The following is a 25,482-nucleotide window of genomic DNA, read 5'->3' on the forward strand; positions in this document are numbered from 1 at the left end:
ACGCATGAGCACTCTCACGCCCTCTTCCATCGTTCCCGGCGGCCGCATCGTCGAAGACCTGCCCTTCATCCCCGTCCGCGTGGCGGTCCTGACCGTGTCGGACACCCGGGACGAGGAGAGCGACACCTCCGGCGCCTTGCTGGCCGCTCGGATCGAAGGGGCGGGCCACGTTCTGGCGCACCGCACCCTGGTCCCCGATGACGTCACCGCCATCCGCACGGTGGTGAAGGCCTGGATCGCCTCGGGCGAGGTGGACGCCATCATCACCACGGGCGGCACGGGCATCACCGGCCGCGACGTGACGCCGGAGGCGCTGGAGCCGCTGTTCGACAAGACCATCGACGGCTTTTCGGTGGTGTTCCACATGGTCAGCTATCAGTCGGTGGGGCTGTCGACCCTGCAGTCGCGGGCTACCGCCGGGATCATCGACGGGGTGTTCGTGTTCTGCCTGCCCGGCTCGAACGGGGCGGTGAAGGATGGTTGGGACAAGGTGATCAGCGCCCAGCTCGACAGCCGTCACAAGCCCTGCAACATGGTCGAGCTCATGCCCCGGCTGCTGGAGAAATGAGCCGCCTGACCCACATCGACGACCAGGGCCGCGCCCGCATGGTCGATGTCTCGGACAAGGCGGTGACCGCCCGCGAGGCGGTGGCCGAGGGGTTCGTGCGCATGACGCCGGAGACCCTGGCCCTGGCGGTGTCTGGCGAGGCGAAGAAGGGCGACGTGCGCGCCACAGCCGAAATCGCCGGGGTGATGGCGGCCAAGAAGACCGCCGACCTGATCCCGCTTTGCCATCCGCTCGCCCTGTCCAAGGTCGAGGTGTCGGTGGAGCCGGCCGAAGGCGGCCTGGCCGTGCGGGCCCGGGTCAAGACCAGCGGCCAGACGGGGGTGGAGATGGAGGCGCTTACGGCGGTGTCCGTGGCCTGCCTGACCGTTTACGACATGCTCAAGGCCGCCGACAAAGGCATGACCATCGAGGCGGTGCGCCTAGTCGAAAAGACCGGCGGCAAGTCCGGGGACTGGCGACGTCAGGTCTAGGTTCCGCACGGCGGTGATCTCGCCCAGCACGGCGACCGCGATCTCGAACGGGGCCTTGCCGCCCAGATCCAGGCCGATCGGCGCGCGCAGCCGAGCCAGCTTCCGCTCGGTCAGGCCGGCTTTCTTCAGACGTGCAAGGCGATCAGGAAGCCTGGCCCGCGCGCCGAGCAGGCCCACATAGGGGGCGTCCGACTCGAGGACCGGCACAAGCGCGGCCTCATCCAGATCCATGTCGTGGTGGCAGACGGCCACAGCGGTCCAGGCGTCGAGGCCGATATCGGCCAAGGCCTGACCGGGCGCGGCGCGGCTGTAGTGCAGGCCGGGGATCGGCGGGGCGTCGGAGGGGCCGTTCGGCCGGACCAGCCAGGTTTCGTGGCCGCAGGAGACGCCCAGGCTGGCGATGGCCAGGGCCGTGGGGTCGCCGCCGAAGATGATCAGGCGCGGGGCGGGATCGAAACGCCGCTCGAACGCCCCCGCCCAGGGCTGGGCGTGTTCGGGAAGCGTGCAGGCGCGATGGGTCCCGTCGGTAAGCCAGACGGCGGATTGGCGGGTCTTTGCATAGGCGCGCAGGGCCGCGGCCGCCGCGTCGTCCGGCAAGATGCGTTCGACCAGCACCTCCAGCCGCGCCCCGCACATCAAGCGGATGTCGGGCCAGGGGCTGCCGGTCCCGTAGACCAGACGCCGGGGTTCTCCGTCGGTGAGGCAGGCGGCGGCGTGGAGGGCCACATCGGCCTCGATGCAGCCGCCGGAAAGGAAGCCGGAGGCCTCGCCCTCGCCGAACACCATCTGGGTCCCGACCGGTCGCGGACCGCCGCCGTGAAGATCAATAATCGTGACTAAAATCGCCGAACCTTTTTGCAAGGCACGGTTGAGAGCGGGGCGGGCGTCATCGAAAAAACCGAAGACAGGCCAAGGGTTTAGGTCGAATGGTGTCGTAGTGCCCATGCAACGACCTTAACGCCTCGGAAAGACTTCAGATACGGGTTCTTAGGCCTTCGGCGCGATCTTGCCCCTCATGAGCAGCCTCGTTTCGAAACTCGGCCTGAACGCCGCGCAGTTCGGTCTGGACGGTTCGTCCAGCATGCGCTCGCGTTCGCCGCAGGCCGAAGCCCGTGAAATCCTGGGCATCGCCGCGCGCGCCGGCCTGGGCGTCCTGGACACCCAGGGCCTGTACGGCCATGCCGAAGGTCTGCTCGGCGAAATCATGCCGCGCCCCGTGCCCATGCGCGTGACCATCGGCGCTGGCCGCGCCGATCGTGGTCCGATCCACGTGGAGAACGAGGCCCGCGCGGCCCTGCGCCGCCTGCAGGTCGAGCGCGCCGACGCCATCATCGTTTCGTCCATGCACGACCTGTTCGGTCCGCATGGGGATCATTTCTGGAACACCCTTCTGGCCATGAAGGACGAGGGGCTGTTCGCCAAGGTCGGCGTTTCGGTCCATGCCACGGACGATTCCGTGGGCATCATGAAGCGCTTCAAGCCGGACATCATCCAGGCGCCGGGCAGCCTGCTGGACCAGCGCCTGCTGGCTGACGGCACCCTGGCGCGCCTGGCCGGGCTGGGCGCCGAGGTGCAGCTGCGCTCGATCTTCCTGAACGGCCTGCTGTTCCTGCCGCCGGACCGCGTGCCGGCGCAGCTGAAGGGCGCTTCGGGCCGTCTGTCGCGCGTGCGCCGCATGATCGCCGAGGGTCGCTCGGATCCGCTGCAGGCGGCGCTGGGCTTCGCCCTGTCACGCGTCGAGGCGCATTCGGTGCTGGTGGGCGTGACGTCCGCCGCCGAGCTGTCGGCCGTGGTGGCCGCCGCGGCGAGCCCGCCGCCGGATCTCGACTGGGATGAAATGGCGATCGACGATCCGATCGCGCTCGACCCGAAGAACTGGGCCGCAGCCTAAGCCATAGAATTCAGAATTTGGAGGCGCCCTCGGGGCGGGCCGTGCTCAACCGCGGCCGCGCCCCGAGGAGCCGAACATCGGCCGCGTTCTGACCCGCGGCCGATGTCGTCTCTCAAGACCGCTCCCCGTGAGGAGCGGTCTTTTGAGTCTGTGCTCAGCCCCACACGCCGTACGGATCGACCGACGGCTTGCCCAGCGCCTGGGCGACGGCCGGGTGGGTCAGCTGACCCTTCAGCACGTTCAGGCCCTTGGCCAGGTGGGGGTTGGTCTTCAGCGCGTCCAGGCCGTGGTCGGCGAGGGCGAGGCCGAAGGGAAGGGTTGCGTGACCCAGGGCGTCGGAGGAGGTGCGGGGGGCCGCGCCGGGCATATTGGCCACGCAATAGTGGACCACGCCGTCGACCGTGTAGGTCGGTTCAGCGTGTGTGGTCGGCTTGCTGGTCTCGAAGCAGCCGCCCTGGTCGATGGAGACGTCCACCAGGACCGATCCGGGTTTCATGCGCTTCAAGTGCTCGCGCTTGACCAGCTTCGGCGCTGCGGCGCCGGCGGTCAGCACGGCGCCGATGACGACGTCAGCTTTGAGAATTTCGTCCTCGACCGAGTCGAGCGAGGAGTAGCGGGTCAGGATGCGGCCCTGGAACAGGTCGTCCAGCTGGCGCATGCGGGGGATGGAGCGTTCCAGCACCACCACTTCGGCGCCGAGGCCAGCGGCCATGCGGGCGGCGTTGATGCCGACCACGCCGCCGCCGAGGACGGCGACCCGGGCCGGGGGAACACCTGGGACGCCGCACAGCAGCAGGCCCATGCCGCCGTTGTGCTTCAGAAGGGTTTCAGCCGCCGAGAAGACGGCGATGCGGCCGGCGACTTCCGACATGGGGGCCAGCAGCGGCAGGCCGCCCGTGGCGTCGGTGACGGTCTCGTAGGCGATGGCCGCGCAGCCCGAGGCCAGCAGGCCTTCGGTCTGGGCCGGATCGGGCGCCAGGTGGAGATAGGTGAAGAGGATGTGCTTGTCGGTGAGCTTCTCCCACTCGACCTTCTGCGGCTCCTTCACCTTCACGATCATCTCGGCGCCGGCGAAAACGGCGTCGGCGTCGGGAGCGATGGTTGCGCCGGCCTTCACATAGGCCTCGTCGGTGTAGCCCGCGCCTTGGCCGGCGTTGGTCTGGACGAGAACGCTGTGGCCGCGGGCCACATATTCACGAGCGGCCGAGGGGGTCAGGCCCACCCGGTGTTCATTCGGCTTGATCTCAGAAGGGACGCCAACGCGCATCGATGTTTCCTCCACTGGCGGGATGTTGAACGCAGTGTGCCGCGAGCAGGCTGCGGCTTCCCGGCGTAATGCCCATGAAGAACTTTGTTATATGGAGTGATCGTGCGACAAGGCGTCCCATGACGCAGGAATCCGCCAAGCCGCTCGACGCCTTCGACAGAAAGCTGTTGCGTTTCCTTCAGCGCGAAGGGCGCGCCAGCTATGTGGAGATGGCCAAGGCGGCCAATCTTTCGGAGTCCGCCTGCCTGCGCCGGGTGAAGGCTCTGGAGCAGGCCGGGATCATCGACCACTACTCGGCGGTGCTGGACCAGCGGGCGGTGGGTCTGCCGCTCAGCGTCTTCGTCACCGTGACCCTGGCCTCCCAGGCCGAGGCGACCCTGACGGCCTTCGAGACCGCGGTGGCCGGGGTGCGCGAGGTGGCCGAATGCTACCTGATGACCGGGGGCTCGGATTACCTGCTGCGCTTGGTGGTCCGCGACGTGGACGACCTGGAGCGGGTCCACAGCCGGGAGCTGACGCGGCTGCCGGGCGTGACGCGGGTCAGTTCGTCGATCGCCATGCGGACGGTGGTGAAGCGGGCGGAGCTGCCGCTTTAGGGGTGTGTGGTGCGTGCTTCGACAAGCTCAGCATGACGAAGGCGGGTTGGCCAATTGATGAGTTCGTCATCCTGAGCCTGTCGAAGCACGCACGATCCGCCTCTTCCCCTTGATGGGATGGGGGTGATGCTGCGGGGAACGTCGCGCGGCGGAACGGCCGCGTCACCCTCACCCCTGCCCCTCTCCCATCAAGGGAGAGGGGATAGATGGAGCTATCGGTCCAGGACTTCCTGGTAGCCCTCGAGGCTGTTGATGGTGACGTCGAGGTCGGTGACCAGGCCGTTGGCCAGGGAATAGACCCAGCCGTGGACCGACAGCGTCTGGCCGCGGGCCCAGGCGTCCTGCACGAAGACGTCGGAGGCCACGTTGCGCACCTGGCGGACGACGTTCAGCTCGCACAGGCGGTCGAGCTTGGCGCGGTCGCCGTCGATGGCGTCCAGCTCGCAGCGGTGTTCGGCGTGGACCTCGCGGATGGGGTGCAGCCAATGATCCACAAGGCCCCGGCGCTGGCCGTCGATGGCCGCCGCCACGCCGCCGCAGCCATAATGGCCGACGACCATGATGTGCTTCACCTTCAGCACGTCGACCGCGAATTGCAGGACGCTGAGATAGTTGGCGTCCTGGGGCGGGGCGAGGTTGGCCACGTTGCGGTGGACGAACAGCTCGCCGGGGTTGAGGCCGACGATCTCGTTGGCCGGGACGCGGCTGTCGGAGCAGCCGATCCATAGATATTCCGGGCTCTGCTGGCCTTCCAGGCGCTTGAAGAAGTCTGGATCGACCTCGGTCTTCTTCTTCGACCAGTTTAGGTTGTTGAGTTTCAGATCATCGAGCCGAGGCATCAGGCGGCGTCCGGTTGCATGTCGGGATGGGCGGCGGCGAAGGCGGCGTTCTCGGCGGCCTCGGCCACCACTTCACGGATGTGTGGATAGGGGGCGAGGTCCACGCCGAAGCGGTTGGCGTTGTAGACCTGCGGGATCAGGTAGCAGTCGGCCAGGCCGGGCGTGTCGCCGTAGCACCAGCCCTGGCCGTGGCGGGCGATCATGCCGTCGAGCACCTCGAAGCCCGGAGCGATCCAGCGGGCGACCCAGGCCTTCACCTGATCATCGTCGGCGCCCAGATCCTGGCGCAGGCTGTTGAGGACCCGCAGGTTGTTCAGCGGGTGGATGTCGCAGGCCACCACCATGGCCATGGAGCGGACCAAGGCGCGGCCGTCGTCGTCATCGGGCATCAGCGGCGGCTCGGGATAGGTGTCCTCCAGCCACTCCATGATGGCCAGGCTCTGTGTGATGACCTTGCCGTCGACCTCCAGGGCGGGGACGAAGCCCTGCGGGTTGAGGGCCTTGAAGGCGTCGGACTTCTGGTCGCCGGCCACGAGGTTGACGCCCCGCTGCTCGAACTCCAGCCCCTTGAGGTTCAGGGCGATGCGGACGCGGAAGCTGGCGCTGGAGCGCCAGTAGTTGTGCAGGATCAGGTTCATCAGGTTCAGACCAGGTTGAAAGTCAGGGCGCCGACGCCCTCGACGGCGCCGTCGATGCGGTCGCCCTTGCGCACAGGACCGACATTCTCGGGCGTGCCGGTGAAGATCAGGTCGCCGGGCAGGAGGCGCCACAGCTCGGACGCCTTGGCGATGACCTCGGCCACGTTCCAGATCATGTCCGCCACGGCGGCGTCCTGCTTGATCTCGCCGTTCACCGACAGGTGTATGCGGCCGGTCGGGGCGGGGCCTTCGGCGCGGCGGATGGCCGAGATCGGGGCGCTGTGATCGAAGGCCTTGCCGGCCTCCCACGGGTGGCCCTTGGCCTTGGCGGCGTTCTGCAGGTCGCGGCGGGTCAGGTCGACGCCGGCGGCGTAGCCGAAGACCAGATCGAGCGCCTTGTCCGGCGCGACCTGGAAGCCCTCGGCGCCGATGGCGATCACCAGCTCCATCTCGTAGTGCAGACTCTCGGTGGCCGGGGGGTAGGGGACGTCCTGGCCCGGCGGGACCACGGCGTCGGCCGGCTTGGAGAAGAAGAACGGCGGATCGCGGTCGTCGCCGCCCATCTCACGCCGGTGCGCATCGTAGTTTCGGCCGACGCAGAGGATGCGCCGGACCGGGAACACCGCATCGCTGTCCAGGACCGGAACGGTCGGCGCGGGCGGCAGTGCGACGGCGTGGCTTGTCATGGCGCGCAGGGTTAGCGCGCCGCAGCCCGCGGCTCAACCAATCGGACGGCACGTTGCCGTGATTGCTGGCAGACGCGCGGGCGTGACTCTTCTTTCACTTGCTACCGTGGCCGTGGAAGGCCAAGGAGCAATGGAGCCGCCCGACAGCTCGCAGCGACAAACGCCGACATGCTGATCATCGAGAATCTGACCCACGTCTACGACAACGGCGTCCGCGCCCTGGACGAGGTCAACCTTATGGTTCCGCGAGGGATGTTCGGGCTGCTTGGGCCGAACGGCGCGGGCAAGTCGACCCTGATGCGGTCGATCGCCACCCTGCAGACCCCGACCAGCGGCCATATCCGGTTCGGCGACATCGACGTTCTCAAGGACCCGCAGGCCCTGCGGCGCACCCTGGGCTATCTGCCCCAGGATTTCGGCGTCTATCCGCGGGTCAGCGCCTACGACATGCTGGACCACATGGCGGTGCTCAAGGGGATCGCCAACGCCGCCGACCGCAAGGAGACGGTGGAGGGCCTGCTGGCTCAGGTGAACCTGTGGGGCGTGCGCAAGAAGGCTTTGGCCGGATTTTCCGGCGGCATGCGCCAGCGCTTCGGCATCGCCCAGGCCCTGATCGGCAATCCCGGCCTTATCATCGTGGACGAGCCCACCGCCGGCCTCGACCCGGAAGAGCGCAACCGCTTCCTCAACCTGCTGGCCGAGATCGGCGAGAGCGTGGTGGTGATCCTGTCCACTCACATCGTCGAGGACGTCTCCGACCTCTGCCCGGCCATGGCCATCATCTGCGAGGGCCGCATCGTCGGGCGCGGCGCGCCGGCTGACATGATCGCCGCCCTGAAGGGCCGCGTCTGGATGAAGACCATCGACAAGGCCGACCTGCCGGCGCTGAAGGACAGGATGCAGGTGATCTCCACCCGCCTGTTCGCCGGGCGGACCATGGTCCATGTGCTGTCGGACAATGATCCGGGTGACGGCTTCACCCCCGCGCCGGAGGGACTGGAGGATGTCTACTTCTCCACCCTGGCCACCACACGCGCGGCCTGAGGCCCCCGATGTTCGGCAAGATCGCCGCCTTTGAATTCCGGTTCCAGACCCGCCAGCCCGTCTTCTGGGTGGCGGCTGGGCTGTTCTTCCTGCTGACCTTCGGGGCGGTGGCCATCGACCAGGTCAACATCGGGTCCGGCGGCAACATCCATAAGAACGCGGCCTTCGCCATCGCCCAGATCCATCTCGTCTGGTCGATCTTCTACATGTTCGTCACGGCGGCCTTCGTGGCCAATGTGGTGCTGCGCGACGACGAGACCGGGTTCGGGCCGATCATCCGCTCCACCCGGGTCAGGCGCTTCGACTATCTGTTCGGGCGTTTCACCGGGGCCATGTCGGCGGCGCTGCTGTCGTTCATCGCCGTGCCTCTGGCGATCCTGGCCGGGTCGCTGGCGCCATGGGTGGACCCGGAGACCATGGGGCCGCTGGTGATCGGCCACTACCTGTTCGCCTATTTCGTCCTGGCGGTCCCCAACCTGCTGTTGACCGGGGCGATGTTCTTCGGCCTGGCCACGATCACCCGGTCGATGATGGCGACCTATATGGGAGTGGTGGTCTTCCTGGTGCTTTGGCTGGTGGCCAGCATCGTGCTGGATCAGCCGCAGTACGAGCGGGCCGCCGCCCTGTGGGAGCCCCTGGGCGGGGCGGCCTACAGCCTGGCGACCAAGTATTGGACGGCCGCCGAGCGCAACACTCTGGTTCCGCCCCTGGCCGGCGCCCTTCTGTTCAACCGCGCTGTGGCCCTGTCCCTGGCGGCGGGCTTCCTGGCGGGGACCTACGCCCTGTTTCGCTTCGATCCCTCGCCACGCTCGGCCAAGGCCCGCAAAGCGCGCCGCCTGCGCAAGGCGGAGGCCGACACACCGGCCCCGACGCTGATCGACGCCGCGCGCCCGGCGCCGAGCTTCGGTCTGGCCTCGGCCTGGAGCCAGCTTCGGGCGCGGACCGCCCTGGAGATGGGCCAGATCTTCCGCCATCCGGCCTTCCTGGTCCTGATGGCCATGGGCGTTGTAAACGCCATCGGCAGCCTGTGGTTCGCCACCCAGACCCGATACGGCAGCGACATCTGGCCGGTGACGCGCCTGATGATCCAGGCGCTGGACGGCTCCTTCATCTTCATTCCGATGATCGTGGGGATCTTCTACGCCGGCGAGCTGGTTTGGCGCGAGCGCGACCGCCGCACGCACGAGATCATCGACGCCACCCCCCTGCCTGACTGGGCGTTCGTGTTCCCCAAGACCCTGGGCGTGTCGCTGGTTCTGCTGTGCAGCCTGGTGATCAGTGTGGCGACAGCGGTCGCCGTCCAGGCGCTCAAGGGCTACACCGACTTCGCGCCGGGTGAATACCTGCTGTGGTACATGCTGCCGCGCAGCGTGGACCTGATCCTGATCGCCGCCCTGGCGGTGTTCCTGCAAGCCATGTCGCCGCACAAGTTCGTGGGCTGGGGCCTGATGGTCCTGATGCTGGTGGCGCAGCTGACCCTGGGTTCGCTCGGCTTCGAGCACAATCTCTATCAGTACGGCGTCTCGCCCACCGTGCCGCTGTCGGACATGAACGGGCAGGGCAAGTTCTGGATCGGGGCCTGGTGGTTCCGGCTCTATTGGTCGGCCTTCGCCCTGGTGCTGCTGGTGCTGGCGCATGTGCTGTGGCGGCGTGGGACCGAGACGCGCCTGACGCCGCGCCTGGCCCGCGCCCCGCGCCGCCTGGCCGGACCGGCCGGCGTGCTGCTGACCGCGGCCCTGGCGGTGTTCGCCGGCGTCGGGTGCTGGATCTACGTCAACACCAACGTCTGGAACGAATACCGCACGCGCATCGACGACGAGCGCTGGATGGCGGACTACGAAAAGACCCTGACGCCGCTGGAGAACATCCCGCAGCCGAAGATCGCCTCGGTGAAACTGGAGGTGGACATCCATCCCCATGCACCGCGCATCGACACGCGCGGGGTCTATGTGATCGAGAACCGCACCGCCCAGCCGCTGCGCGAGATCCACGTCCGCTTCAATCGCGACCTGCAGGTGAAGGGCCTGTCCATCGAGGGGGCGCGGCCGGAGCGCACCCTGGATCGGTTCAACTACCGCATCTTCGCCTTCGACACGCCCATGCTGCCGGGTGATCGGCGGACCCTGTCCTTCATCACCGAGCTGTCCCAGAAGGGCTTCCGCAATCGCGACGACACCACGCGGGTGGTGGACAACGGCACGTTCGTCAATGACCAGGAGATCGCGCCGGGCCTCGGCGTCGACCGCAACCTGGTGCTGAAGGACCGGGCCAAGCGCCGCAAGTACGGTCTGGCGCCGGAGCTGCGCATGGCGCGGCTGGGTGACCTGCCCAGCCGCCAGTTCACCTATCTGCGCCGCGACGCCGACTGGGTCCATGCCGACATCACGGTGACCACCGAGGCGGACCAGACGCCGATCGCGCCGGGTTACAAGACCAGCGACCGCACCCTGGGCGGGCGGCGCACGGCGCGTTTCGTCACCGAGGCGCCGATCCTGCCGTTCTTCTCGATCCAGTCGGCCCGCTACAGCGAGATGTCGGAGGTCCATGACGGGGTGACCCTGACGGTCTTCCATCATCCGGAGCATGACTGGAACACCGAGCGGATGCTGAAGGCGATGCGGGTGGGGCTGGACTATTTCCAGACCAACTTCGGGCCGTACCAGTTCCGCCAGGCGCGGGTGCTGGAGTTCCCGGCCTATGGCGACTTTGCCCAGGCCTTTGCGGGGACCATTCCGTGGTCGGAGAACATCGGCTTCATCTCGGACTCCCGCGACCCCGACAAGATCGACTTCGTCACCTATGTCGGGGCGCATGAGCTGGGCCACCAATGGTGGGCGCACCAGGTGATCAGCGCCGACCAGCAGGGGGCCACCGCCCTGTCGGAGACCCTGGCGCAGTATTCGGCCCTGATGGTCATGGAGAAGCTCTACGGCCGCGAGCAGATCCGCAAGTTCCTGAAGTTCGAACTGGACCGCTATCTGCGCGCCCGGGGCGGCGAGGTGATCGAGGAGCTGCCGCTGGTCCGCGTCGAGAACCAGCCCTACATCCACTACCAGAAGGGCGCGCTGGTCATGTACCGGCTGCGCGACGAGCTGGGCGAGGAGGCGGTGAACCGCGCGCTTCGCATCCTGCTGCAGCGCTACGCCTTCCAGGGCGCGCCCTTCCCCATCGCCTCGGACCTGGTGACGGCCTTGCGCAGCCAGGCGCCGGCCGACAAGCAGGCCCTGATCACCGACCTGTTCGAACGGATCACCCTGTACGACGTGAAGGCGCCGAAGATGGCGGTGCGCCGCCGCCCGGACGGCAAGTTCGACGTGGAGCTGACCGTGGTGGGCCGCAAGCTCTACGCCGACGGCAAGGGCGTGGAGCGCGAGGCCCCGCTGAACGAGGTGATGGATCTGGGCGTGTTCGCCGCCGAGCCGGGCAAGGCCGGCTTCCGCTCGGGTGACGTCCTGGCCTTCGAGCGGCGTCCGGTGCGGTCGGGAACCCAGGTGTTCCGCTTCGTCACCGAGCGCCAGCCGCGCTTCGCCGGCGTCGATCCCTACAACAAGCTGATCGACCGCAACTCGGACGACAACCTGATGCGCCCGCAATAGAAAACGCCCCTCCGTCGCCGGAGGGGCGTTCGACTTTCCGTGATGCGGAGAGTCTTACTTCATGCCGTTCTTCAGACCTTCGGCCTGGTTCAGGTGCTCCTGGATCTTCGGCGCGCCAGCGGCGGCGAAGGCCTTCAGGGCCGGAACGTCGCCGTCCTCGGCGTAGCGCTGGACCGTGTTCAGGGCGGTCTGGTGAACGTCGACCATGTCGTCGGCGTACTTCTTGTCGAAGTCCTTGGCGTCGGCGGCGCGCAGGTCGTCGAGCTTGTCCTGCAGGTCGGCCGGCAGAGCGGCGGCCGGCGCCAGGGCGGTCTGGCCCGACGCGGCGATGGCCGACTTCAGGTCAGCAGACATGGCGGTATGCATGTCCACCATCATCTGGGCGTACTTCTTTACCTCGGGATTGGTCGAACGCTCGACGGCCAGCTTGCCGGCCTCGATCTCGAACATGTCGGTGGCCGACGCCTTCATGACGAAGTCCGGAGCGGCGGTTTCGTTGGCCATGGACGGGACGGTGGCGGCCGGGTTGGCGTCCGGGGTCGCGGCCTGCTGTTCGGCGCTGGTCTTCTCGGCCTTGTCGCCGCAGGCGGCGACGGTCAGGGCGGCGATGGCGGCGCCGACGATAAGCAGCTGGCGTTTCATGGAATTCCCTCCGTTGTTCTGAGCCGAACCAGCGCCGGAGCGGCGTCGGTCGATGGCGTCAAAACCTCACGAGGACGTGATCGGTTCCGGGAACCCGCTAAGAAACTGGGTTCTCCGATCAGGCCGGCTTGGCGACCTGGGCGAGGGCGGCGGCGATCTGGCCGACGTTATAAGGCTTGCGGATGATCGGGGCGTCGAAGCCCATGGGCGCGGCGCGGTCGGCATAACCGGTGGCGAAAACGAAGGGCACGCCGCGGGCGCGCAGGGCCTCGGCCGCCGGGGCCACGGACAGGCCGTCCAGATTGGCGTCAAGGACAGCGGCGTCGAGCGGCAGGCTGGTCATGCCCATGGCCTCGTCCAAGGTCGCGGCGACGCCGGCCACCTTGGCGCCGAGCTCGGTGAGTCCGGCCTCCAGCTCCATGGCCAGCAGGACGGAATCCTCAACGATCAGCAGGCGCAGGCCCTTTACGTCCGTACGGTTGCTCGAGGTCGGACCAGAGGGCGAAAACTCCGCCGCGATCTGATCGGCCACGTGTTCGGCCTCGAAGGCTTCGTCGGAGCTGCGGCGCTCGCCGATGGCGTGGGCCGAGGCCTCGATCCGCGCGGCGACGCCGGAGGGGCGGTAGTCGATCTCAACCTGGCCGCCCAGTTCACGGCCGGCCACGTCGGACAGCAGGGTGGCGCCGAAGCCGCGTTCGCTGGCCGGGGCGCTGACGCGGGGGCCGCCGCTTTCGATCCAGTCGAGAATGAAGCCGCCCGAGGATGAAATCCGCCAGGCCACGTCCACGCGGCCCATCTCCACCGACAGGGCGCCGTACTTCACGGCGTTGATCGCCAGTTCGTGCAGGGCCAGGGACAGGGCGCTGGCGGCGCGCGGGGTGAGGAACAACTCGGGTCCGTCCCAACGGGTCTGGAGCGGGGCGAGGCCGCCCAGCTCGGCGCCGACGATGTCGCTGAGCATGGCCCCGCGCCAGCGGGTGGCGGTCAGCAGGTCGTGGGCCGAGGCCATGGACTTGAGACGGCCCTGGAAGGTCTTGAGGAAGCTGTCGAGGGAGCCGCTGCGCCGGGCCGACTGCACCGCCAGGGACTGCACCGCCGCCAGGACGTTCTTCACCCGGTGGTCGAGTTCGGCGAGCAGGGCCTGGAGACGTTCCTCCTCGCGTTTGCGGTCGTCGATGTCCTGGGTGACGCCGATCACCCGTTCGGCGACGTGGCCTGTTCCATACAGGACGACGCCGGCGGTGTAGCGCCAGGATGGGCGGCTGCCCGGTTCGCGCACATGCCGATACTCGACCTCATAGACGCCGGTCTCGTCGATCGCGTGCTGGATGGCCCGGGTGACAAGGTCCTGATCGTCCGGATGGACCATGCCGCGCAGGCGTTCGCCCTGTTCGGCGGCCATCAGGCCTGAAGGATAGTCGAGCAACGCGGCGGTGCGGTCGCTGAGGATCACCTGATCCTTGGCCAGGTCCCACTCGTATTCGCCCATGCGGGCGGCCTGCAGGGCGAGGTGGACGCGCTGTTCGTCCAGACGATGGCGGGCCGCCGTGGCGGCGGTCTCCACATCGCGGTTGAACTCCTCCATGGCCAGATCGGCCAGATCGGCGAGCGCCGCCTCCATCTCGGGGGTGGCGGGGGGGTGGGGCTCCGGGTCGCCCAGGGCCAGCAGGCCGATCATCTCGCCCTTGCGGGTGAACAGCGGCGCGCAGGCATAGAAGCGGGCGTCGACGGCCGGCAGCTCCTTCACGAGGGGGCCGAAGACCGGATCGGCGTGAAGGTCGCCGCAGACCACCTGTTCGCGTCGGCGCAGCATGCGCTCGCCCAGGGTGCCGGCGCGAGGATGCTCGTTGATGGGAAGGCCGACCTGGGCCTTGAACCAAAGGCGGTCGGCGTCGATCAGGACGATGGCGGCGCGGGGACAGCGGAACACCGCGGCGGCGGTGCGCACGATGCGGTCGAACCGAGGATCGGGCTCGCTGTCCAGTATGCCCATGTCATACAGGGCGCGCAGGCGGTCCGCCTCATCCGCCCCGGTGGCGGGTTCACCATGATCGTCCATGCCTGCGACCATAGACCGCATCGCTGTTATAGGCGAAGATGAAAACGACAAGGAGCGATAAGGCTCGCCGTTATGCTTTCGGAACAACCCCGGAAGCTTCGCGTTGAGCCCCCATCGCTCATTTCCAGCCCCCTCCCCGGGGCCTCAAGCCGGAGACCGCCATGTCCGACGCGCTCAATCCCGCCCTGTCCGACGCCAAGGACGCCAAGTCCACGGCTCGCGACGCCATCGCCGAGACCAAGCGCAGCTTCAAGGACACGGCCAGCACCGCCAAGGCCGGTCTCACCGACGCCGCCCACAAGGCCGAGAAGGCCCTGAAGGAAGGCGCCGAAGCTTTCCGCGCCCAGAGCCGCACCTATGTGGACAACGCCGGGCAGTACTGGGACGAAGGTCAGCGCTACGTGGTCGAGCGCGTTAAGGAACGCCCGGTCACGGCCACGCTCGCCGGTCTCGGCGTGGGCGTGCTGCTCGGTCTCCTCCTGGCGAACCGCAGCAACAAGTGATCATCCGCAAGGTTCTGAGAACCACGGCTTCGGCGGCGCTCATCGGCGCCGCCGTTCTCGTGTCCGTCGTATCGGCAGGCTTCGCTGTCTATGCCGTCCTGGCGCCGTTCGTGGGCGTGCCCGGCGCCGCGGCCATCGTGGCGGCGATCTTCGCTGTTCTGGCCTTGATCGCTGGGCTGGTCCTGGCTGACCGGGCCGAGGATGGGGGCAAGCACCACCACCATCATCATGCGCCGGCGCCGGACGCCAGCTTCATCGAGCGGATCATCGATCTGGCCAAGGACAAGCCCATCCTGTCGACCGCCGCGGCGCTCGGCGCGGGTGTGTTCTTCATGCGCAACCCGGTGCTTTTCGCCGCCCTGGCGAAGGCTTTCATGGAAACGCGCGCGCCAGACCGCGACTAAGCGCCTATATCAAGCTCGGCCTTCAGGGCGCCGCCTAAGCGGGCTGCGCGTTGAGGGCCTGTGTGCGTTCCCTCAGGAGACTTCCCCCATGTTCATCCTTCCCGATCTGCCTTACGCCTATGACGCCCTTGAGCCGACGGTCTCGGCCAAGACCTTCACCTTCCACCACGACAAGCACCACAAGGCTTATGTGGATGTGACCAACACCCTGGTCGCCGAGCTGGGTCTCGAGGGCAAGACGATGGAGGAGGTCACCCTCTTCGCGGCCGGCGACAAGTCGAAGAAGAAGCTGTTCAACAACGCCGCCCAGTCCTGGAACCATGCGTTCTTCTGGGACGCCATGATCCCGTCCTACGCCGCGCCTGAAGGCGAGCTGAAGGCCGCCATCGACGCCGCGTTCGGCGACATCGCGGCCTGCAAGGAGAAGTTCGTGGCCGAGGGCGTCGGCCACTTCGGTTCGGGTTGGGTCTGGCTGGCCGCCAAGAAGGACGGCTCGCTGGTGATCACCTCGACCCACGACGGCGAGAACCTGCTGGACCAGCCGGACCTGACCCCGCTGCTGGTCTGCGACCTGTGGGAGCACGCCTACTATCTGGACCACCAGAACAACCGGAAGGGCTTCCTGGAAGCCTGGTTCGACACCGTGGCCAACTGGTCGCTGGCCGCCTCGCAGCTGTCGGCCGCCAAGGGCGCCGGCGCCGTCTGGGCCTACCCGGCGCCGCAGTAAGGCGGGACAGGAACAGCGGAGCGATGCGGGCGTTTTCCCTTCAGGCCATAGCTTAGAAGGAAAACCGCATGCTCCGTTGGGCTCTGATCTTCCTGGTGGTGGCGCTGATCGCCGGTCTGCTGGGTTTCGCCGGGATCGCCGGCGCCGCCATGGGCGTCGCCAAGATCCTGTTCTACGTCTTCATCGTCCTGTTCCTGGTGTCGCTGGTCATGCACCTGTTCAGGGGCGGACGCGGATCGCTCTAGAGGCGGTTCACCTGAGAACGACAAGACCCCGGAGCGGTCCGCCGCTCCGGGGTTTTTCTTTGGTCGGGTTCTGGAAGCTCAGGCTTGGGCTCGGCGGTCCAGGGCCCAGGTGCGGTGGGGGGTGAAGTCGGACCCCGTCCAGGCCAGGGCGGTGACGGTGATGGTCGCCTCGTCCGCCTCGATCAGGTTGAAGCTGGGCGGCACGCCGCGTTCGCGCACCGACAGGGTGCCGGCGCCTACCGCATAGGTCTTCTGGTCGCCGCAGGGATAGGCCATGGCGAAGGGCACGTGGATGTGGCCGGTCAGGACGATGTCCGTCCGCGCCTCGGTCAGGGCGGCGGCGGTTCGGGAGCCGCCGCGCACCCGTGCGGTGATCGGGCCGCCGATGATTTCCGCCAGCGGGTGGTGGCAGACCACCACGCGCAGGGAGCCGGGGTCAGCCGCCTGCAGCCGGTCGACCACGCGATGGCGCTGCCCCCGCGACACCGCGCCCTTGGACCAATCCAGGCGGACCTGCACGCCGCGCGCGCTGTTGAAGCCGGTGACGAAGAGGCCGGGGCGGGAGACCGACGGCGGCCGGGTCGTCTCGAAGCAGTCGTTGTAGCGCCGCCAGGGATGCAGGATCCGCTGGGCCAGATCGAAGTAGGGCGTGTCGTGATTGCCCGGCACGATGAACTTGTCGCCGTCCAGACCGTCGATCCAGCGGCGGGCGGCGACGAATTCGTGTCGCTCGGCGAAGCGGGTGACGTCGCCGCTGATGACGATCAGATCGGCGGGCTCCCGGGCTATACGCGCGGCCGCGGCGGCCACGGCCTCGGGATGCTCGCCGCCGAAATGGATGTCGGACAGATGGATCAGGCGGATCGTCACGGCGCCTCCGGGACCAGGGCGCGGAACGCGTCGGGGCGGAACTTGATCTGCGCCGTGCGGCCCAGACGCTGGGGTTCTCCGTCAAGGATGGCGGGGATGCGGCCGCCGGCCCACACCGCGCCGTAGCGCGCCTTGTCCACATGGACAGACGGGGCCGCGCGCCAGTCGCCTACGGCGGCGTGGAAGCCGAGGCGGAAGATGTCGCGGGCGCCGGCGGGGTCCACGGCCGTCGCCTCCAGGACGCGGGCGTCGTTGTCCATGATGGTGGAGACCAGGGGGCACATGAGGGTCAGGGCCTCGGTCTTGCGGGTCTTGCCGCCGTCGAGGGCGTAGCGCAGGCGGCCGGTGAAGGCGCGGCGGACAGCTCGGCGCGCGCGCTGGACGGCCAACCACAGCCGACCCTCGCGGACGGCCTCGCGGGCCTCCGCCCAATGCGCGGGGGCGCCCAGGATCGCGGCCACGAAGAACATGCGGCCGTCCACCTCGCCCCCGCTGACCGGGGCGACGACGCCGCGGGTGAGGATTTCGTCCAGGGCGGTCTTCCAGTCGCGGTCGCCGTAGAGCTGCTTGGGCAGCATGTTCATGGTGCCGCCAGGCAGGGGAGCGACCAGCGGACCGTCGGAACCCGCCATCTCGGCGGCGCAGCGGGCGGTGCCGTCGCCGGCCACCACCACCAACAGATCCGGGCCGGCGTCGATAGCGCGTTGCAGGCAGGGGACGACGCCGTCCTCCGGCGTGCATACGCGCCACTTCACCTCGTGCCTGGCGAGGATCGCCTCGGCGTCGGCCTTGGCGTTGGGCCCGGCGGAACCGGACAGGGGATTGACCACCACCTCGACGTGACGGATCGGCGGCGGGTTCGGATCAGTGCTCATGACGCCCCAAAGTCGTGTTTCAGCCGCCGACGGGCGATGCATATTCCCCGAGCGCGGAAGGGCTGCGGCCCAGGGCGCGGTCGATGGCGGCTCCACCCTCGGCGAAGGAGCCGTGGGTGGCGGCGGTGGTCAGGCTGACCCCGCCGGCCAGGGCGAGCAGCACCACCAGGCAGACCAGCAGAGGCGAGTCTCGGCGGCGGCCACGTTCATCCTTGCGGCCGCGCTCATAGGCCTCGCGCACCACGGCGGCGTCGCTGGCGAACGCGTCGAGCCGGCTGGGCTCTTCGGCGGCGGGTTTCCGGTTCCAGAAACGCATGATTCTCCTCCTCCCGGCTCAATCTTGGCCTTGGAACTGTGGTCGAAACGCCGCGCCGCCGGGTCCGTTCCTGCCCTGCCGGAACCTGAGCCGTTGGGGCACGTTCGTGGATCAGCATCAAACTCGAACGGAGAGCTCGGATGTACAGGACCTGGATCGCCCTCGCGGGGGCCGGCATGCTCGCCGCCGCCTGCACCTCGACGGGCAATGTGGAGCGCAACGCCGCCGGCGGCGCGGCTCTGGGCGCCCTGGCCGGCGCCGTCATCGGCAATAATGTGGGCGGCGGAAGCGCCGCCACCGGCGCGGCCATCGGCGCGGCCTTGGGCGGCACGGCGGGCGCCGTGAAGGGCTGCCGCGAGGACGGCGGCTGCGGCGCGCAGGTGAACCGTCGCCAGTACTATGATGAGCGCGCCGGCCGATACTACTATTACGACAGCCGCGACAGCCGCTATTACTGGGAGAACGGCGCGCCGCGCTATTGATCTCTCGCAAGCGGGATCAGCTTGGCGGCGGCCGGCGTGACAACGTCGGCCGCCGCTTCGCGTCTGGGGACGATCGGATCAGGGGCCTCGAGGGGCCGGTTGAGGGGTTCAGAATGCGCAATATCCAGACCAAGGTCATCTGTCTCGGCGTGGCCGCCGCCGCGCTGGCGGGTTGTTCGTCGCTGCCCATGAAGCGGTCGGACATCGTCAAGGCGTCGGCGTCCTGCCAGGACTTCACTGTCTCGATCTATTTCGACCGGGACTCGGCCAGCGTCACGCGTGAGGCGCGGGCCGTGCTGCGCGACGCTTCGTCCATGGCGGCCGGCTGCAAGATCGACAAGGTCACCGTGACCGGCCTGGCGGACGCCGTGGGCGCGCCGAACGCGAACCTGCAGCTGTCGCAGAGCCGGGCCAAGGCGGTGGAGCAGGCCCTGGCCCGCGCCGGCTTCCCGAGCGTGGAGTTCTCCACCGCGGCGGTGGGCGACGCCGGGGCGGTCACCGCCGATGGTCAGGCCCGTCCCCTGCGCCGACGCGCCGACGTGGCGGTGGACCTGGGCGGCCCGCACTAACGGCGGACTTCTTGCGACGAAAAAGAAGGCGGCCTTCGCGGGCCGCCTTTTTTGAAGTCTGCATCATCGAGAAAAGGGGTGCGGAGACGGCAGGCTGGCTGTCGCCAGCCTCAAGTCGGGGGGGCGTCGCCGCCTCCGCAGACATAGAAAGCATTGGCCGGGGCAAGCGTTCCCGGCGCGTGCGAAAATAATTTCAGCGGTCGGCGAGCCGTCACGATACGGCCAAGATTCAGGCGGCCGGCCGGAACAGCTCAAGCCTCGCCCGCGTTGACTCGGCGATGGTGCGGAAGGTCCGCACCCCAGGAGCATCGCCATGATCCGCACCTATCGCGCAGCGCTGGGCGGTCTTGTTTTCTACGACGCACCGGAGCGTCGGCGGTCCGGCCGCCTCATGCTGGCCATGGCCGCCGGCGGCGTCGTGATCGCCGTGTCTGGCGGGATCGCCAGTCAGTTCATGCATTCCCCGGCTGAAAAGGCCGCACCGGTGCAGGTCGCCCAGACCGAAGCGCCGCTTTCATATCTCCCGCAGTAAGGAGTTCCCATGCCTGCTTCCAACACCGCTCCCCGCCTGAACGCCACCCGCGCCCGCCAGGGCCGCTGGGGTCGCCACATCCTGTGGGTCCTGGTGATTTCCACGGCCTTGGCCGCTCTTGCCCTGTTCGGCAGCTGGGGCATGCGCAGCAACGAATACGCCGCGCTGCAGGAGCAGAACCGTCCGGCGGCGGCTGAAACCGGGACCGCCCCGGCGGACTCCATGGCGCCCAAGCAGAACTAGCGCCGGCGCATCACCGCAAAAGGAAACGGCCGCTCGAAAGAGCGGCCGTTTTTCTTTGCCTGAAGATCGCGGCCTGAGATCGCGGGGAGTCAGATGACAGACTGCCCCCGGATCGCGCGGACCACGAAGCCCGCGACCAGCAGCACCAGGAAGATGACGAAGAGAATCTTGGCGATGGAGGCGGCGAGGCCAGCCAGTCCCATGAAGCCCAGATAACCGGCCACGACGGCCAGGATCGCGAAAACCAAAGTCCAGCCGAGCACGACGTTTTCTCCCTTGCCGGGCCGCGGTTGCGGCCGTTCTGGAAGCCAACGCCGGCTCGCTGGAGCGGGTTCCTTACGCCGCCTTGCGGGCGCGGCGCGGGTGGAAGAACAGGGCCTGGCCGATCGCCGCCTTCACCGTTTCCGGCTGGAACGGCTTGGTGATCAGGAAGGTCGGCTCCGGACGCTCGCCGGTGAGCAGACGTTCCGGGAAGGCCGTGATGAAGATCACCGGCACGTCGAGACGGGCCAGGATGTCCTTCACCGCGTCAATGCCGGACGAACCGTCGGCCAACTGGATGTCGGCCAGGACCAGACCCGGGGTCTTGCGGGCCACGGCGTCCACCGCTTCGCTGCGGGTGGCGGCGATGTCGGTGACTTCATGACCCAGCTCGCGGACCAGGGCCTCGATGTCGGCGGCGATCACCGGCTCGTCCTCGATGATGAGGACGTCGGTGGCCAGTTCGGCGTCGATTTCGCTCTGGGCCTCGGAGATCAGGGCCTCAACCTCGTCGAAGTCCGTGCCCAGGATCTGGGCGGCTTCGGTGGGGGTGAAGCCTTCGAGGGCCGTCAGCAGAAACGCCTGGCGCGAACGTGGGGCGATGCGCATCAGGCGGCGGGAGGGATCCTCGCCGGTCGAAATGTCATCCTGGCCGGTGGCTTCGAGCTGGGCGCCCGAGCTGAGCCAGATGGCGTGAAACACGTGATAGAGCGCCACCCGCGGAGACAGGGACGATTCCAGCGAGCGCTCGCCGGCGGCCAGCGCTTCGAGCGCCACCCGCACATAATGGTCGCCCGTGGTCTGGTCGCCCGTGAGCGCACGAGCATAACGACGAACATAGGGCAGATGCGGCGCAAGCCGAGCAAGAAGACTCATGACCCCTCCCGACTCTCAAAGGTCTTGGAAACAAGCGTCGAGGTTCGCACAGCGTCCCGACAAAGACCGAAACGTGTTTCCAAAGCTACGGTTCCAACAAGCTTCACCTTTCGTCATGATAGGGTCGAAAGCAATGGAACCGCGCGGTTCCAAAGGCGTTTTCGGCTCACGGCGCAGCATGCGTCCTTGTTTTTGGGCTTAATCAGGGGGCGATCGCCGGTTCCGGCGTTGGAGTCATGATCGAACAAAGAGCCATGGATGAACGTCGCAAGGGGCCGTCCTCGCCGGCCCTGGACGAAGCGCGCCTGCGTCAGCAGGCCATCGGCGTGAAACTTCGCGCCATGTTTGACGAAGTCGTGAACGAGCCCGTTCCCGACGAGTTCCTGGACATTCTGCGCAAGGCCGACTCCAAAGCGGGAGACCGCTGATGGAAGACCATATGGACGCGGCGGCGACCGCGACGGGCCCCACGGGGGCCGAGCGCGACACCATTTTCAAGCGCGAGCTGGTTCAGCTCATCCCGCATCTGCGCGCCTTCGCGCGGACTCTGGCGGGTGACCCGACCTCGGCCGACGATCTGGCGCAGGACGCCATGATGAAGGCCTGGGACGCGCGCGAGAGCTTCCAGCTGGGCACGAACATGAAGGCCTGGACCTTCATGATCCTGCGCAATCAGTTCTATTCCGAGAAGCGCCGCTCGTGGCGCCAGAGCCAGCTCGACCAGGAGGCCGCCGAACGGACCCTGGTGGCGGTGGACGATCCGGAAGCGCCGGTGGCCCTGGACGAACTGCGCATGAGCCTGAACATGCTGCCCGCCGAACAGCGCGAAGCGCTGATTCTGGTGGGGGCTGGCGGCTTCGCCTATGAAGAGGCGGCGGAGATCTGCGGTTGCGCGGTGGGTACGGTGAAGAGCCGGGTCAGCCGGGCGCGACGCGCCCTCCAGTCGATTCTCGAGGACGGCTCCTATGATCGCGACGGCGGCGCGGCAGGCGACGCGATGAAGGCGATCCTGGCCGATGCGGAGCGGTTGAGCTCGGTTCGGTGAGGCTGGCCGAAAGGCTGGGCTGGGGCCCCTCGACCACCATCCGCGTCCGTCTGGCCGCGGCCGTGGCCGTCGCGCTCCTGCCTGTGCTCATCCTCAGCGGCGCGCAGACCGTCACCGCCTTCTATCGTGACGCCGAAGCCCAGCGCGAAAGCCTGGCGCTCGGCGCGCAACGCAGCGCCGCCACGGTCCAGGCCCGGATCGAGGCGGCGGGCGTCCTGCTGGAGACCCTCGGTCCCGGCTCGACAGGCCTGAACTGCGCGCAGCGGCTCAATGACGTCAAACGGCGGCTTCCAGGCTACGCCAACCTGATCCGGTTCGACCGGATCGGGCGGGTCGCCTGCGCCTCGGACACCGTGCCGCCCGACGCTCAACGCGCCACCCGGTCCTGGTTCGCCCGCATCCGCGACGGCGCGCCCATGACGGTGGAGGCCCAGCCGGGCGTGGCCTATTCCGCCGAACCGGCGCTGCTGGCGGCCGTGCGCGCCGAGCGCGACGGAGCCTTTGACGGCGCCCTGGTGGCGGTGATCGCCCTGTCCAGCCTGCAGCCCGAGACCCAGTCGCGCGCCCTGCCAGGCGGCGCCGAGATCGCCATGATCGACCGCGAAGGCCAGTACTTCGCCATGACCGATCAGAGCGCGTTCCCCGATGCGCCGCCGAACTTGGCTGCCGCGTCCTCGGACAAGATTCTGTGGACCGCGCGGGATGCGGCCGGCCGCCTGCGCACGCTTTCAGCCGCGCCCCTGGTGGCGAACGAGGTCTATGTGGTGCTGTCGGCGCCGTCGCCGGGCCTGTTCTCCTGGGCGCGGCTCAATCCGATCTCGCGCCTGCTGCTGCCGGTCTTCGCCTTCGTGGCGGCCCTGGCGGCGGTGCTGCTGGCGGCCGAACGCAGCATCGTGCGCTGGATCTTCTATCTGGAGCGGGTGGCGGCGATCTATGCCCGGGGCCGCTTCACCGTGCGGCCGGTCCGCGCCGACAAGGCCCCGCCGGAGATTCGTGAGCTGGCCGAGACCCTGGACCACATGGCCGGGGCCATCGTCACCCGCGACGCGTCGCTGCATGACAGCCTTCACCAGAAGGACGCGCTGATGCGCGAGATCCACCACCGGGTGAAGAACAACCTGCAGGTCATCTCCAGCCTGCTCAGCCTGCAGCAGCGGGCCCTGACCGACCCGGCCTCGCGTCAGGCGATCATGGACACGCGCCAGCGCATCTCCGCCCTGGCCCTGGTCTATCGCGCCCTCTACCAGGGGCCGGACCTGAAGCAGGTGGATCTGCGGCCGTTCCTGGAGGAGCTGACCGCCCAACTGCTGTCGGGCGACGTGGGTCCGCATGGTGCGGTGCGCACGGAGGTGCACGCCGATCCGCTGATGATCGACCCGGACCGGCTGGCGCCGCTGGCCCTGTTCGCGGTGGAGGCGGTGGCCAACGCCCAAAAGCAGGTGTTCGCCGAGCGTCCCGGCCTGTTGCGGGTGGAGTTCCGCGTGCGCGACGGGGAGGGTCAGCTGGACATTGTCGACGACGGCGGCGGCCTGGGCGCGCCGGGCGCTCCGCCCAGCGGCATGGGAATGACCCTGATGAACGCCTTCGCCCGTCAGCTGCGCGGCAAGGTCAGCTTCGACCCTGTGCCCGCCGGCGGGCTGCGGATCAGCCTGGTGTTCCCCGCCCCCGAGGCCAAGGCTTCTCATTCGCCGGTCGCCGAACCGGCCAAGGCGGAACAAAGCTGAGCCGCTGGCGTTTCTCCGGCGCGATACAAAGCCGTTCCCCCAAACGGCGTTCAGGAGAAACTCTCATGCGTAAGCTCATTGTCATGGCGATCGTCGCCGCTGGTCTGACCGCCGCCGCCTGCAACACCGTTTCGGGCGCCGGCCAGGACGTCACGGCCGCCGGCCGCGCCGTCACCAGCACCGCTGAAGACGCCAAGAACTAAGACCGCCGCTCGGGTTCACCGAGACGAGGAAGGCCCCGCATCCGCGGGGCCTTTTGCGTTGGGGGATCAGGCCGCCTTGCGGAAGTTCGGGTCGCGCCCGAACACGCCGGGCTGGCCGTCCAGGGGCAGCAGGGCGCCGGTCAGGCCGCCCAGATCGTCGCCGGGGCTGAGCACCAGGAAACCGTCGTCGGCCAGGGTGACGGCCACGTTCTCCAGCACGCGGGCCCGCACCCCCTCGTCCATGGTGGCCAGCACGCCGCGCAGGAAGATAATGTCGAAGCGGCCGAGCGCGGACAGGTCGGAGATCAGGTTGATCCGCCGCCAGCGCACCATCTGGCGCACCCGCGGCTCCAGGGACCACATGTCGTCGATCTTCTCGAAGTGCGTCACCAGCTTGCGGATCGGCAGGCCGCGCTGCACCTCGAACTGGGTGTAGAGACCGCTCTGGGCCTTCTCCAGGCAGCGCTCCGACAGGTCCGAACCGAACAGCTCCGGGCGCAGGCCGGGGATCTCGGCGCGAGCCTCCTCGGCCATCATGGCCAGGGAATAGGCCTCCTGGCCGGTGGCGCAGGCGGCGCTCCAGATGCGCACCGCGCCGCCTGGGCGCCGCTGGGCCATGGCCGGCAGCAGCTCCTTCTCGAACTGGTTGAAGGCCTCGCGGGGGAAGAAGAAGGCGGTCTCGGCGCCGGTCATGCCCTCGACCACCGCCCAGATCAGGCGCTCCTCGCGCTTGGCGCGGACGGCGGCGAGCATGTCGTCTATGCTGGCGAAGCCTTCGCGGCGGGCCACGGGGGAGAGCCGGCTGTTGATCAGATAGGTCTTCTCCGGCGCGACCTTCAGGCCGGCGCGGGAGCGGCACAGGGCCGCCAGGAACTCTAGGTCGGCGGGTTTCACAGGGCGCCCGCCTCAATGAACTTGGCTTCGATCACGTCGCCGTCGAACGGCTTCATGATGTACTCGTCCGCGCCGCTGCCGAGGGCTTCGCGGATATGCTCCATATCGGCTTCGACGGTGCAGAAAACCACCACGGGCGCGGCGCCGCCGGGTTCCTGACGCAGCTGGCGCAGGAACTCCACGCCGTTCATCACCGGCATGTTCCAGTCGAGCAGGATGGCGTCGGGCATGGCCGCACGGCACCAGGCGAGCGCCTCCATCCCGTCGGCGGCCTCGGCGATCTGAAAGCCGATGTCCTCCAGGATACGTCGGGCGACTTTCCGGATCACCCGGCTGTCATCGACGACGAGGCAGGTCTTCACAGGCGCGCGGGCTCCAATCCAATGAGCCGTTTTGCGCCGGTTTGGTTAAGGAGGG

General features: G+C 68.3%; 32 protein-coding genes. 18 read left to right on the plus strand and 14 right to left on the minus strand.

The genetic code is table 11. The annotated features are described in order from the left end of the window. Nucleotides 1-4 precede the first annotated feature (4 nt). Together moaB and moaC are read left to right on the plus strand one after the other, a co-directional pair. Complete coding sequence (gene moaB, locus P7B02_RS08600) at nt 5-568, plus strand: molybdenum cofactor biosynthesis protein B (RefSeq protein WP_277785907.1); 564 nt, start codon at nt 5-7, stop codon at nt 566-568. Beyond that, nucleotides 565-1,038: a cyclic pyranopterin monophosphate synthase MoaC gene (gene moaC, locus P7B02_RS08605; RefSeq protein WP_277785908.1), complete on the plus strand. Its 474-nt coding sequence runs from the start codon at nt 565-567 to the stop codon at nt 1,036-1,038. Before moaB ends, moaC begins: the two co-directional genes overlap by 4 nt. Here the strand turns inward: moaC and P7B02_RS08610 are convergent. Continuing rightward, a complete protein-coding gene (locus P7B02_RS08610; RefSeq protein WP_277785909.1) occupies nt 988-1,983 on the minus strand; it encodes an XdhC family protein in 996 nt (331 codons plus the stop codon). The two genes, moaC and P7B02_RS08610, sit on opposite strands and share 51 nt — an antisense overlap. Nucleotides 1,984-2,053: 70 nt before the next feature. On the opposite strand from P7B02_RS08610, the gene P7B02_RS08615 reads away from it, so the two are divergent. Beyond that, entirely contained in the window at nt 2,054-2,929 is an 876-nt protein-coding gene (locus tag P7B02_RS08615) for a bifunctional regulator KidO (RefSeq protein WP_277785910.1), read from the plus strand. Nucleotides 2,930-3,083: 154 nt separating this feature from the next. On the opposite strand, the gene ald is transcribed toward P7B02_RS08615, so the two are convergent. Next, the gene (ald, locus tag P7B02_RS08620) at nt 3,084-4,196 is read right to left on the minus strand and encodes an alanine dehydrogenase (RefSeq protein WP_277785911.1); all 1,113 of its coding nucleotides are present in this window, start codon (nt 4,194-4,196) and stop codon (nt 3,084-3,086) included. A 119-nt stretch (nt 4,197-4,315) separates the two neighbouring features. Here ald and P7B02_RS08625 point away from each other — a divergent pair, with 119 nt between their 5' ends. After that, nucleotides 4,316-4,792: an Lrp/AsnC family transcriptional regulator gene (locus P7B02_RS08625; protein ID WP_277785912.1), complete on the plus strand. Its 477-nt coding sequence runs from the start codon at nt 4,316-4,318 to the stop codon at nt 4,790-4,792. Nucleotides 4,793-5,004: 212 nt separating this feature from the next. Here P7B02_RS08625 and P7B02_RS08630 read toward each other — a convergent pair whose 3' ends face one another. The 3 genes from P7B02_RS08630 to P7B02_RS08640 are packed head-to-tail and all read right to left on the minus strand — an operon-like array spanning nt 5,005 to nt 6,955. Continuing rightward, nucleotides 5,005-5,631, minus strand: a complete 627-nt coding sequence (locus P7B02_RS08630) for a carbonic anhydrase (RefSeq protein ID WP_277785913.1) — start codon at nt 5,629-5,631, stop codon at nt 5,005-5,007. After that, nucleotides 5,631-6,269: a maleylacetoacetate isomerase gene (gene maiA / locus P7B02_RS08635; RefSeq protein WP_277785914.1), complete on the minus strand. Its 639-nt coding sequence runs from the start codon at nt 6,267-6,269 to the stop codon at nt 5,631-5,633. The genes P7B02_RS08630 and maiA overlap by 1 nt, the downstream gene beginning before the upstream one ends. Before the next feature lie 5 nt (nt 6,270-6,274). Continuing rightward, nucleotides 6,275-6,955: a fumarylacetoacetate hydrolase family protein gene (locus tag P7B02_RS08640; RefSeq protein WP_277785915.1), complete on the minus strand. Its 681-nt coding sequence runs from the start codon at nt 6,953-6,955 to the stop codon at nt 6,275-6,277. Nucleotides 6,956-7,123: 168 nt separating this feature from the next. Between P7B02_RS08640 and P7B02_RS08645 the strand changes: the two genes are divergently transcribed. Both P7B02_RS08645 and P7B02_RS08650 read left to right on the plus strand, forming a co-directional pair. Further along, nucleotides 7,124-7,999 carry an ABC transporter ATP-binding protein gene (locus P7B02_RS08645; RefSeq protein ID WP_277785916.1) on the plus strand — a complete coding sequence of 292 codons (876 nt, stop codon included), beginning with the start codon at nt 7,124-7,126 and terminating at the stop codon, nt 7,997-7,999. A gap of 8 nt (nt 8,000-8,007) precedes the next feature. Then, the gene (locus tag P7B02_RS08650) at nt 8,008-11,595 is read left to right on the plus strand and encodes an ABC transporter permease/M1 family aminopeptidase (protein ID WP_277785917.1); all 3,588 of its coding nucleotides are present in this window, start codon (nt 8,008-8,010) and stop codon (nt 11,593-11,595) included. Between the two features lie 54 nt (nt 11,596-11,649). Here P7B02_RS08650 and P7B02_RS08655 read toward each other — a convergent pair whose 3' ends face one another. Together P7B02_RS08655 and P7B02_RS08660 are read right to left on the minus strand one after the other, a co-directional pair. Next, the gene (locus P7B02_RS08655) at nt 11,650-12,237 is read right to left on the minus strand and encodes a DUF4142 domain-containing protein (protein ID WP_277785918.1); all 588 of its coding nucleotides are present in this window, start codon (nt 12,235-12,237) and stop codon (nt 11,650-11,652) included. A 118-nt stretch (nt 12,238-12,355) separates the two neighbouring features. Then, entirely contained in the window at nt 12,356-14,296 is a 1,941-nt protein-coding gene (locus tag P7B02_RS08660) for an HWE histidine kinase domain-containing protein (protein ID WP_277785919.1), read from the minus strand. A gap of 161 nt (nt 14,297-14,457) precedes the next feature. Here P7B02_RS08660 and P7B02_RS08665 point away from each other — a divergent pair, with 161 nt between their 5' ends. From P7B02_RS08665 to P7B02_RS08680, 4 genes are all read left to right on the plus strand, one after another. Further along, nucleotides 14,458-14,799, plus strand: coding sequence for a hypothetical protein (locus P7B02_RS08665; protein ID WP_277785920.1), 342 nt, complete (start codon nt 14,458-14,460; stop codon nt 14,797-14,799). Then, entirely contained in the window at nt 14,796-15,203 is a 408-nt protein-coding gene (locus P7B02_RS08670) for a hypothetical protein (protein WP_277785921.1), read from the plus strand. The genes P7B02_RS08665 and P7B02_RS08670 overlap by 4 nt, the downstream gene beginning before the upstream one ends. Nucleotides 15,204-15,291: 88 nt before the next feature. Beyond that, nucleotides 15,292-15,930 (plus strand): superoxide dismutase, encoded by a 639-nt coding sequence (locus tag P7B02_RS08675; RefSeq protein WP_277785922.1) that lies wholly within the window; start codon nt 15,292-15,294, stop codon nt 15,928-15,930. Nucleotides 15,931-15,998: 68 nt separating this feature from the next. Next, nucleotides 15,999-16,175, plus strand: a complete 177-nt coding sequence (locus P7B02_RS08680) for a DUF1328 domain-containing protein (protein WP_269715209.1) — start codon at nt 15,999-16,001, stop codon at nt 16,173-16,175. 78 nt (nt 16,176-16,253) lie between these two features. On the opposite strand, the gene P7B02_RS08685 is transcribed toward P7B02_RS08680, so the two are convergent. From P7B02_RS08685 to P7B02_RS08695, 3 genes are read right to left on the minus strand one after another with little or no spacing between them, the layout of a single operon-like run. Then, nucleotides 16,254-17,045 carry a metallophosphoesterase family protein gene (locus P7B02_RS08685; RefSeq protein WP_347276643.1) on the minus strand — a complete coding sequence of 264 codons (792 nt, stop codon included), beginning with the start codon at nt 17,043-17,045 and terminating at the stop codon, nt 16,254-16,256. After that, a complete protein-coding gene (locus P7B02_RS08690; protein WP_277785923.1) occupies nt 17,042-17,920 on the minus strand; it encodes a diacylglycerol/lipid kinase family protein in 879 nt (292 codons plus the stop codon). The genes P7B02_RS08685 and P7B02_RS08690 overlap by 4 nt, the downstream gene beginning before the upstream one ends. 19 nt (nt 17,921-17,939) lie before the next feature. Beyond that, a complete protein-coding gene (locus tag P7B02_RS08695; RefSeq protein ID WP_277785924.1) occupies nt 17,940-18,236 on the minus strand; it encodes a hypothetical protein in 297 nt (98 codons plus the stop codon). Nucleotides 18,237-18,376: 140 nt separating this feature from the next. Between P7B02_RS08695 and P7B02_RS08700 the strand changes: the two genes are divergently transcribed. From P7B02_RS08700 to P7B02_RS08715, 4 genes are all read left to right on the plus strand, one after another. Beyond that, the gene (locus tag P7B02_RS08700; RefSeq protein ID WP_277785925.1) at nt 18,377-18,718 is read left to right on the plus strand and encodes a YMGG-like glycine zipper-containing protein; all 342 of its coding nucleotides are present in this window, start codon (nt 18,377-18,379) and stop codon (nt 18,716-18,718) included. Nucleotides 18,719-18,831: 113 nt separating this feature from the next. Further along, nucleotides 18,832-19,287, plus strand: coding sequence for an OmpA family protein (locus P7B02_RS08705; RefSeq protein WP_277785926.1), 456 nt, complete (start codon nt 18,832-18,834; stop codon nt 19,285-19,287). Nucleotides 19,288-19,600: 313 nt separating this feature from the next. After that, nucleotides 19,601-19,819 (plus strand): hypothetical protein, encoded by a 219-nt coding sequence (locus P7B02_RS08710; RefSeq protein ID WP_277785927.1) that lies wholly within the window; start codon nt 19,601-19,603, stop codon nt 19,817-19,819. Nucleotides 19,820-19,828: 9 nt separating this feature from the next. Continuing rightward, nucleotides 19,829-20,062, plus strand: a complete 234-nt coding sequence (locus P7B02_RS08715) for a hypothetical protein (protein WP_277785928.1) — start codon at nt 19,829-19,831, stop codon at nt 20,060-20,062. 89 nt (nt 20,063-20,151) lie between these two features. Here the strand turns inward: P7B02_RS08715 and P7B02_RS08720 are convergent, their stop codons facing one another. Both P7B02_RS08720 and P7B02_RS08725 read right to left on the minus strand, forming a co-directional pair. After that, on the minus strand, nt 20,152-20,325 hold the full coding sequence (locus P7B02_RS08720; protein WP_277785929.1) for a DUF1328 domain-containing protein: 174 nt from the start codon (nt 20,323-20,325) through the stop codon (nt 20,152-20,154). 73 nt (nt 20,326-20,398) lie between these two features. After that, nucleotides 20,399-21,199 (minus strand): response regulator, encoded by an 801-nt coding sequence (locus P7B02_RS08725; RefSeq protein ID WP_277785930.1) that lies wholly within the window; start codon nt 21,197-21,199, stop codon nt 20,399-20,401. Nucleotides 21,200-21,435: 236 nt separating this feature from the next. On the opposite strand from P7B02_RS08725, the gene P7B02_RS08730 reads away from it, so the two are divergent. The 4 genes from P7B02_RS08730 to P7B02_RS08745 all read left to right on the plus strand — a co-directional run bounded on the left by P7B02_RS08730 (nt 21,436) and on the right by P7B02_RS08745 (nt 24,171). Further along, nucleotides 21,436-21,627, plus strand: coding sequence for a NepR family anti-sigma factor (locus tag P7B02_RS08730; protein ID WP_277785931.1), 192 nt, complete (start codon nt 21,436-21,438; stop codon nt 21,625-21,627). Between the two features lie 11 nt (nt 21,628-21,638). Then, nucleotides 21,639-22,244, plus strand: coding sequence for a sigma-70 family RNA polymerase sigma factor (locus P7B02_RS08735; RefSeq protein WP_277786015.1), 606 nt, complete (start codon nt 21,639-21,641; stop codon nt 22,242-22,244). Then, a complete protein-coding gene (locus P7B02_RS08740; protein ID WP_277785932.1) occupies nt 22,241-23,968 on the plus strand; it encodes a sensor histidine kinase in 1,728 nt (575 codons plus the stop codon). The genes P7B02_RS08735 and P7B02_RS08740 overlap by 4 nt, the downstream gene beginning before the upstream one ends. Before the next feature lie 65 nt (nt 23,969-24,033). Next, nucleotides 24,034-24,171: an entericidin A/B family lipoprotein gene (locus P7B02_RS08745; protein ID WP_277785933.1), complete on the plus strand. Its 138-nt coding sequence runs from the start codon at nt 24,034-24,036 to the stop codon at nt 24,169-24,171. A 66-nt stretch (nt 24,172-24,237) separates the two neighbouring features. On the opposite strand, the gene P7B02_RS08750 is transcribed toward P7B02_RS08745, so the two are convergent. Together P7B02_RS08750 and P7B02_RS08755 are read right to left on the minus strand one after the other, a co-directional pair. After that, nucleotides 24,238-25,065: a CheR family methyltransferase gene (locus P7B02_RS08750; protein ID WP_277785934.1), complete on the minus strand. Its 828-nt coding sequence runs from the start codon at nt 25,063-25,065 to the stop codon at nt 24,238-24,240. Further along, complete coding sequence (locus tag P7B02_RS08755; protein ID WP_277785935.1) at nt 25,062-25,427, minus strand: response regulator; 366 nt, start codon at nt 25,425-25,427, stop codon at nt 25,062-25,064. Before P7B02_RS08755 ends, P7B02_RS08750 begins: the two co-directional genes overlap by 4 nt. Nucleotides 25,428-25,482: the final 55 nt, after the last annotated feature.

This window comes from Caulobacter segnis (genome assembly GCF_029543125.1).
Classification (GTDB): domain Bacteria; phylum Pseudomonadota; class Alphaproteobacteria; order Caulobacterales; family Caulobacteraceae; genus Caulobacter; species Caulobacter segnis_D.

Bases quoted from the DNA above. Each gene is read 5' to 3' on its own strand.
- P7B02_RS08640 (WP_277785915.1), bottom strand. From the start codon at position 6,955: ATGACAAGCCACGCCGTCGCACTGCCGCCCGCGCCGACCGTTCCGGTC.
- P7B02_RS08745 (WP_277785933.1), top strand. From the start codon at position 24,034: ATGCGTAAGCTCATTGTCATGGCGATCGTCGCCGCTGGTCTGACCGCC.
- P7B02_RS08700 (WP_277785925.1), top strand. From the start codon at position 18,377: ATGTACAGGACCTGGATCGCCCTCGCGGGGGCCGGCATGCTCGCCGCC.
- P7B02_RS08645 (WP_277785916.1), top strand. From the start codon at position 7,124: ATGCTGATCATCGAGAATCTGACCCACGTCTACGACAACGGCGTCCGC.
- P7B02_RS08695 (WP_277785924.1), bottom strand. From the start codon at position 18,236: ATGCGTTTCTGGAACCGGAAACCCGCCGCCGAAGAGCCCAGCCGGCTC.
- P7B02_RS08725 (WP_277785930.1), bottom strand. From the start codon at position 21,199: ATGAGTCTTCTTGCTCGGCTTGCGCCGCATCTGCCCTATGTTCGTCGT.
- P7B02_RS08680 (WP_269715209.1), top strand. From the start codon at position 15,999: ATGCTCCGTTGGGCTCTGATCTTCCTGGTGGTGGCGCTGATCGCCGGT.
- P7B02_RS08610 (WP_277785909.1), bottom strand. From the start codon at position 1,983: ATGGGCACTACGACACCATTCGACCTAAACCCTTGGCCTGTCTTCGGT.
- P7B02_RS08710 (WP_277785927.1), top strand. From the start codon at position 19,601: ATGATCCGCACCTATCGCGCAGCGCTGGGCGGTCTTGTTTTCTACGAC.
- ald (WP_277785911.1), bottom strand. From the start codon at position 4,196: ATGCGCGTTGGCGTCCCTTCTGAGATCAAGCCGAATGAACACCGGGTG.
- P7B02_RS08730 (WP_277785931.1), top strand. From the start codon at position 21,436: ATGATCGAACAAAGAGCCATGGATGAACGTCGCAAGGGGCCGTCCTCG.
- P7B02_RS08690 (WP_277785923.1), bottom strand. From the start codon at position 17,920: ATGAGCACTGATCCGAACCCGCCGCCGATCCGTCACGTCGAGGTGGTG.
- P7B02_RS08650 (WP_277785917.1), top strand. From the start codon at position 8,008: ATGTTCGGCAAGATCGCCGCCTTTGAATTCCGGTTCCAGACCCGCCAG.
- maiA (WP_277785914.1), bottom strand. From the start codon at position 6,269: ATGAACCTGATCCTGCACAACTACTGGCGCTCCAGCGCCAGCTTCCGC.
- P7B02_RS08655 (WP_277785918.1), bottom strand. From the start codon at position 12,237: ATGAAACGCCAGCTGCTTATCGTCGGCGCCGCCATCGCCGCCCTGACC.
- P7B02_RS08705 (WP_277785926.1), top strand. From the start codon at position 18,832: ATGCGCAATATCCAGACCAAGGTCATCTGTCTCGGCGTGGCCGCCGCC.
- P7B02_RS08660 (WP_277785919.1), bottom strand. From the start codon at position 14,296: ATGGACGATCATGGTGAACCCGCCACCGGGGCGGATGAGGCGGACCGC.
- P7B02_RS08715 (WP_277785928.1), top strand. From the start codon at position 19,829: ATGCCTGCTTCCAACACCGCTCCCCGCCTGAACGCCACCCGCGCCCGC.
- P7B02_RS08630 (WP_277785913.1), bottom strand. From the start codon at position 5,631: ATGCCTCGGCTCGATGATCTGAAACTCAACAACCTAAACTGGTCGAAG.
- moaC (WP_277785908.1), top strand. From the start codon at position 565: ATGAGCCGCCTGACCCACATCGACGACCAGGGCCGCGCCCGCATGGTC.
- P7B02_RS08665 (WP_277785920.1), top strand. From the start codon at position 14,458: ATGTCCGACGCGCTCAATCCCGCCCTGTCCGACGCCAAGGACGCCAAG.
- moaB (WP_277785907.1), top strand. From the start codon at position 5: ATGAGCACTCTCACGCCCTCTTCCATCGTTCCCGGCGGCCGCATCGTC.
- P7B02_RS08675 (WP_277785922.1), top strand. From the start codon at position 15,292: ATGTTCATCCTTCCCGATCTGCCTTACGCCTATGACGCCCTTGAGCCG.
- P7B02_RS08615 (WP_277785910.1), top strand. From the start codon at position 2,054: ATGAGCAGCCTCGTTTCGAAACTCGGCCTGAACGCCGCGCAGTTCGGT.
- P7B02_RS08625 (WP_277785912.1), top strand. From the start codon at position 4,316: ATGACGCAGGAATCCGCCAAGCCGCTCGACGCCTTCGACAGAAAGCTG.
- P7B02_RS08735 (WP_277786015.1), top strand. From the start codon at position 21,639: ATGGACGCGGCGGCGACCGCGACGGGCCCCACGGGGGCCGAGCGCGAC.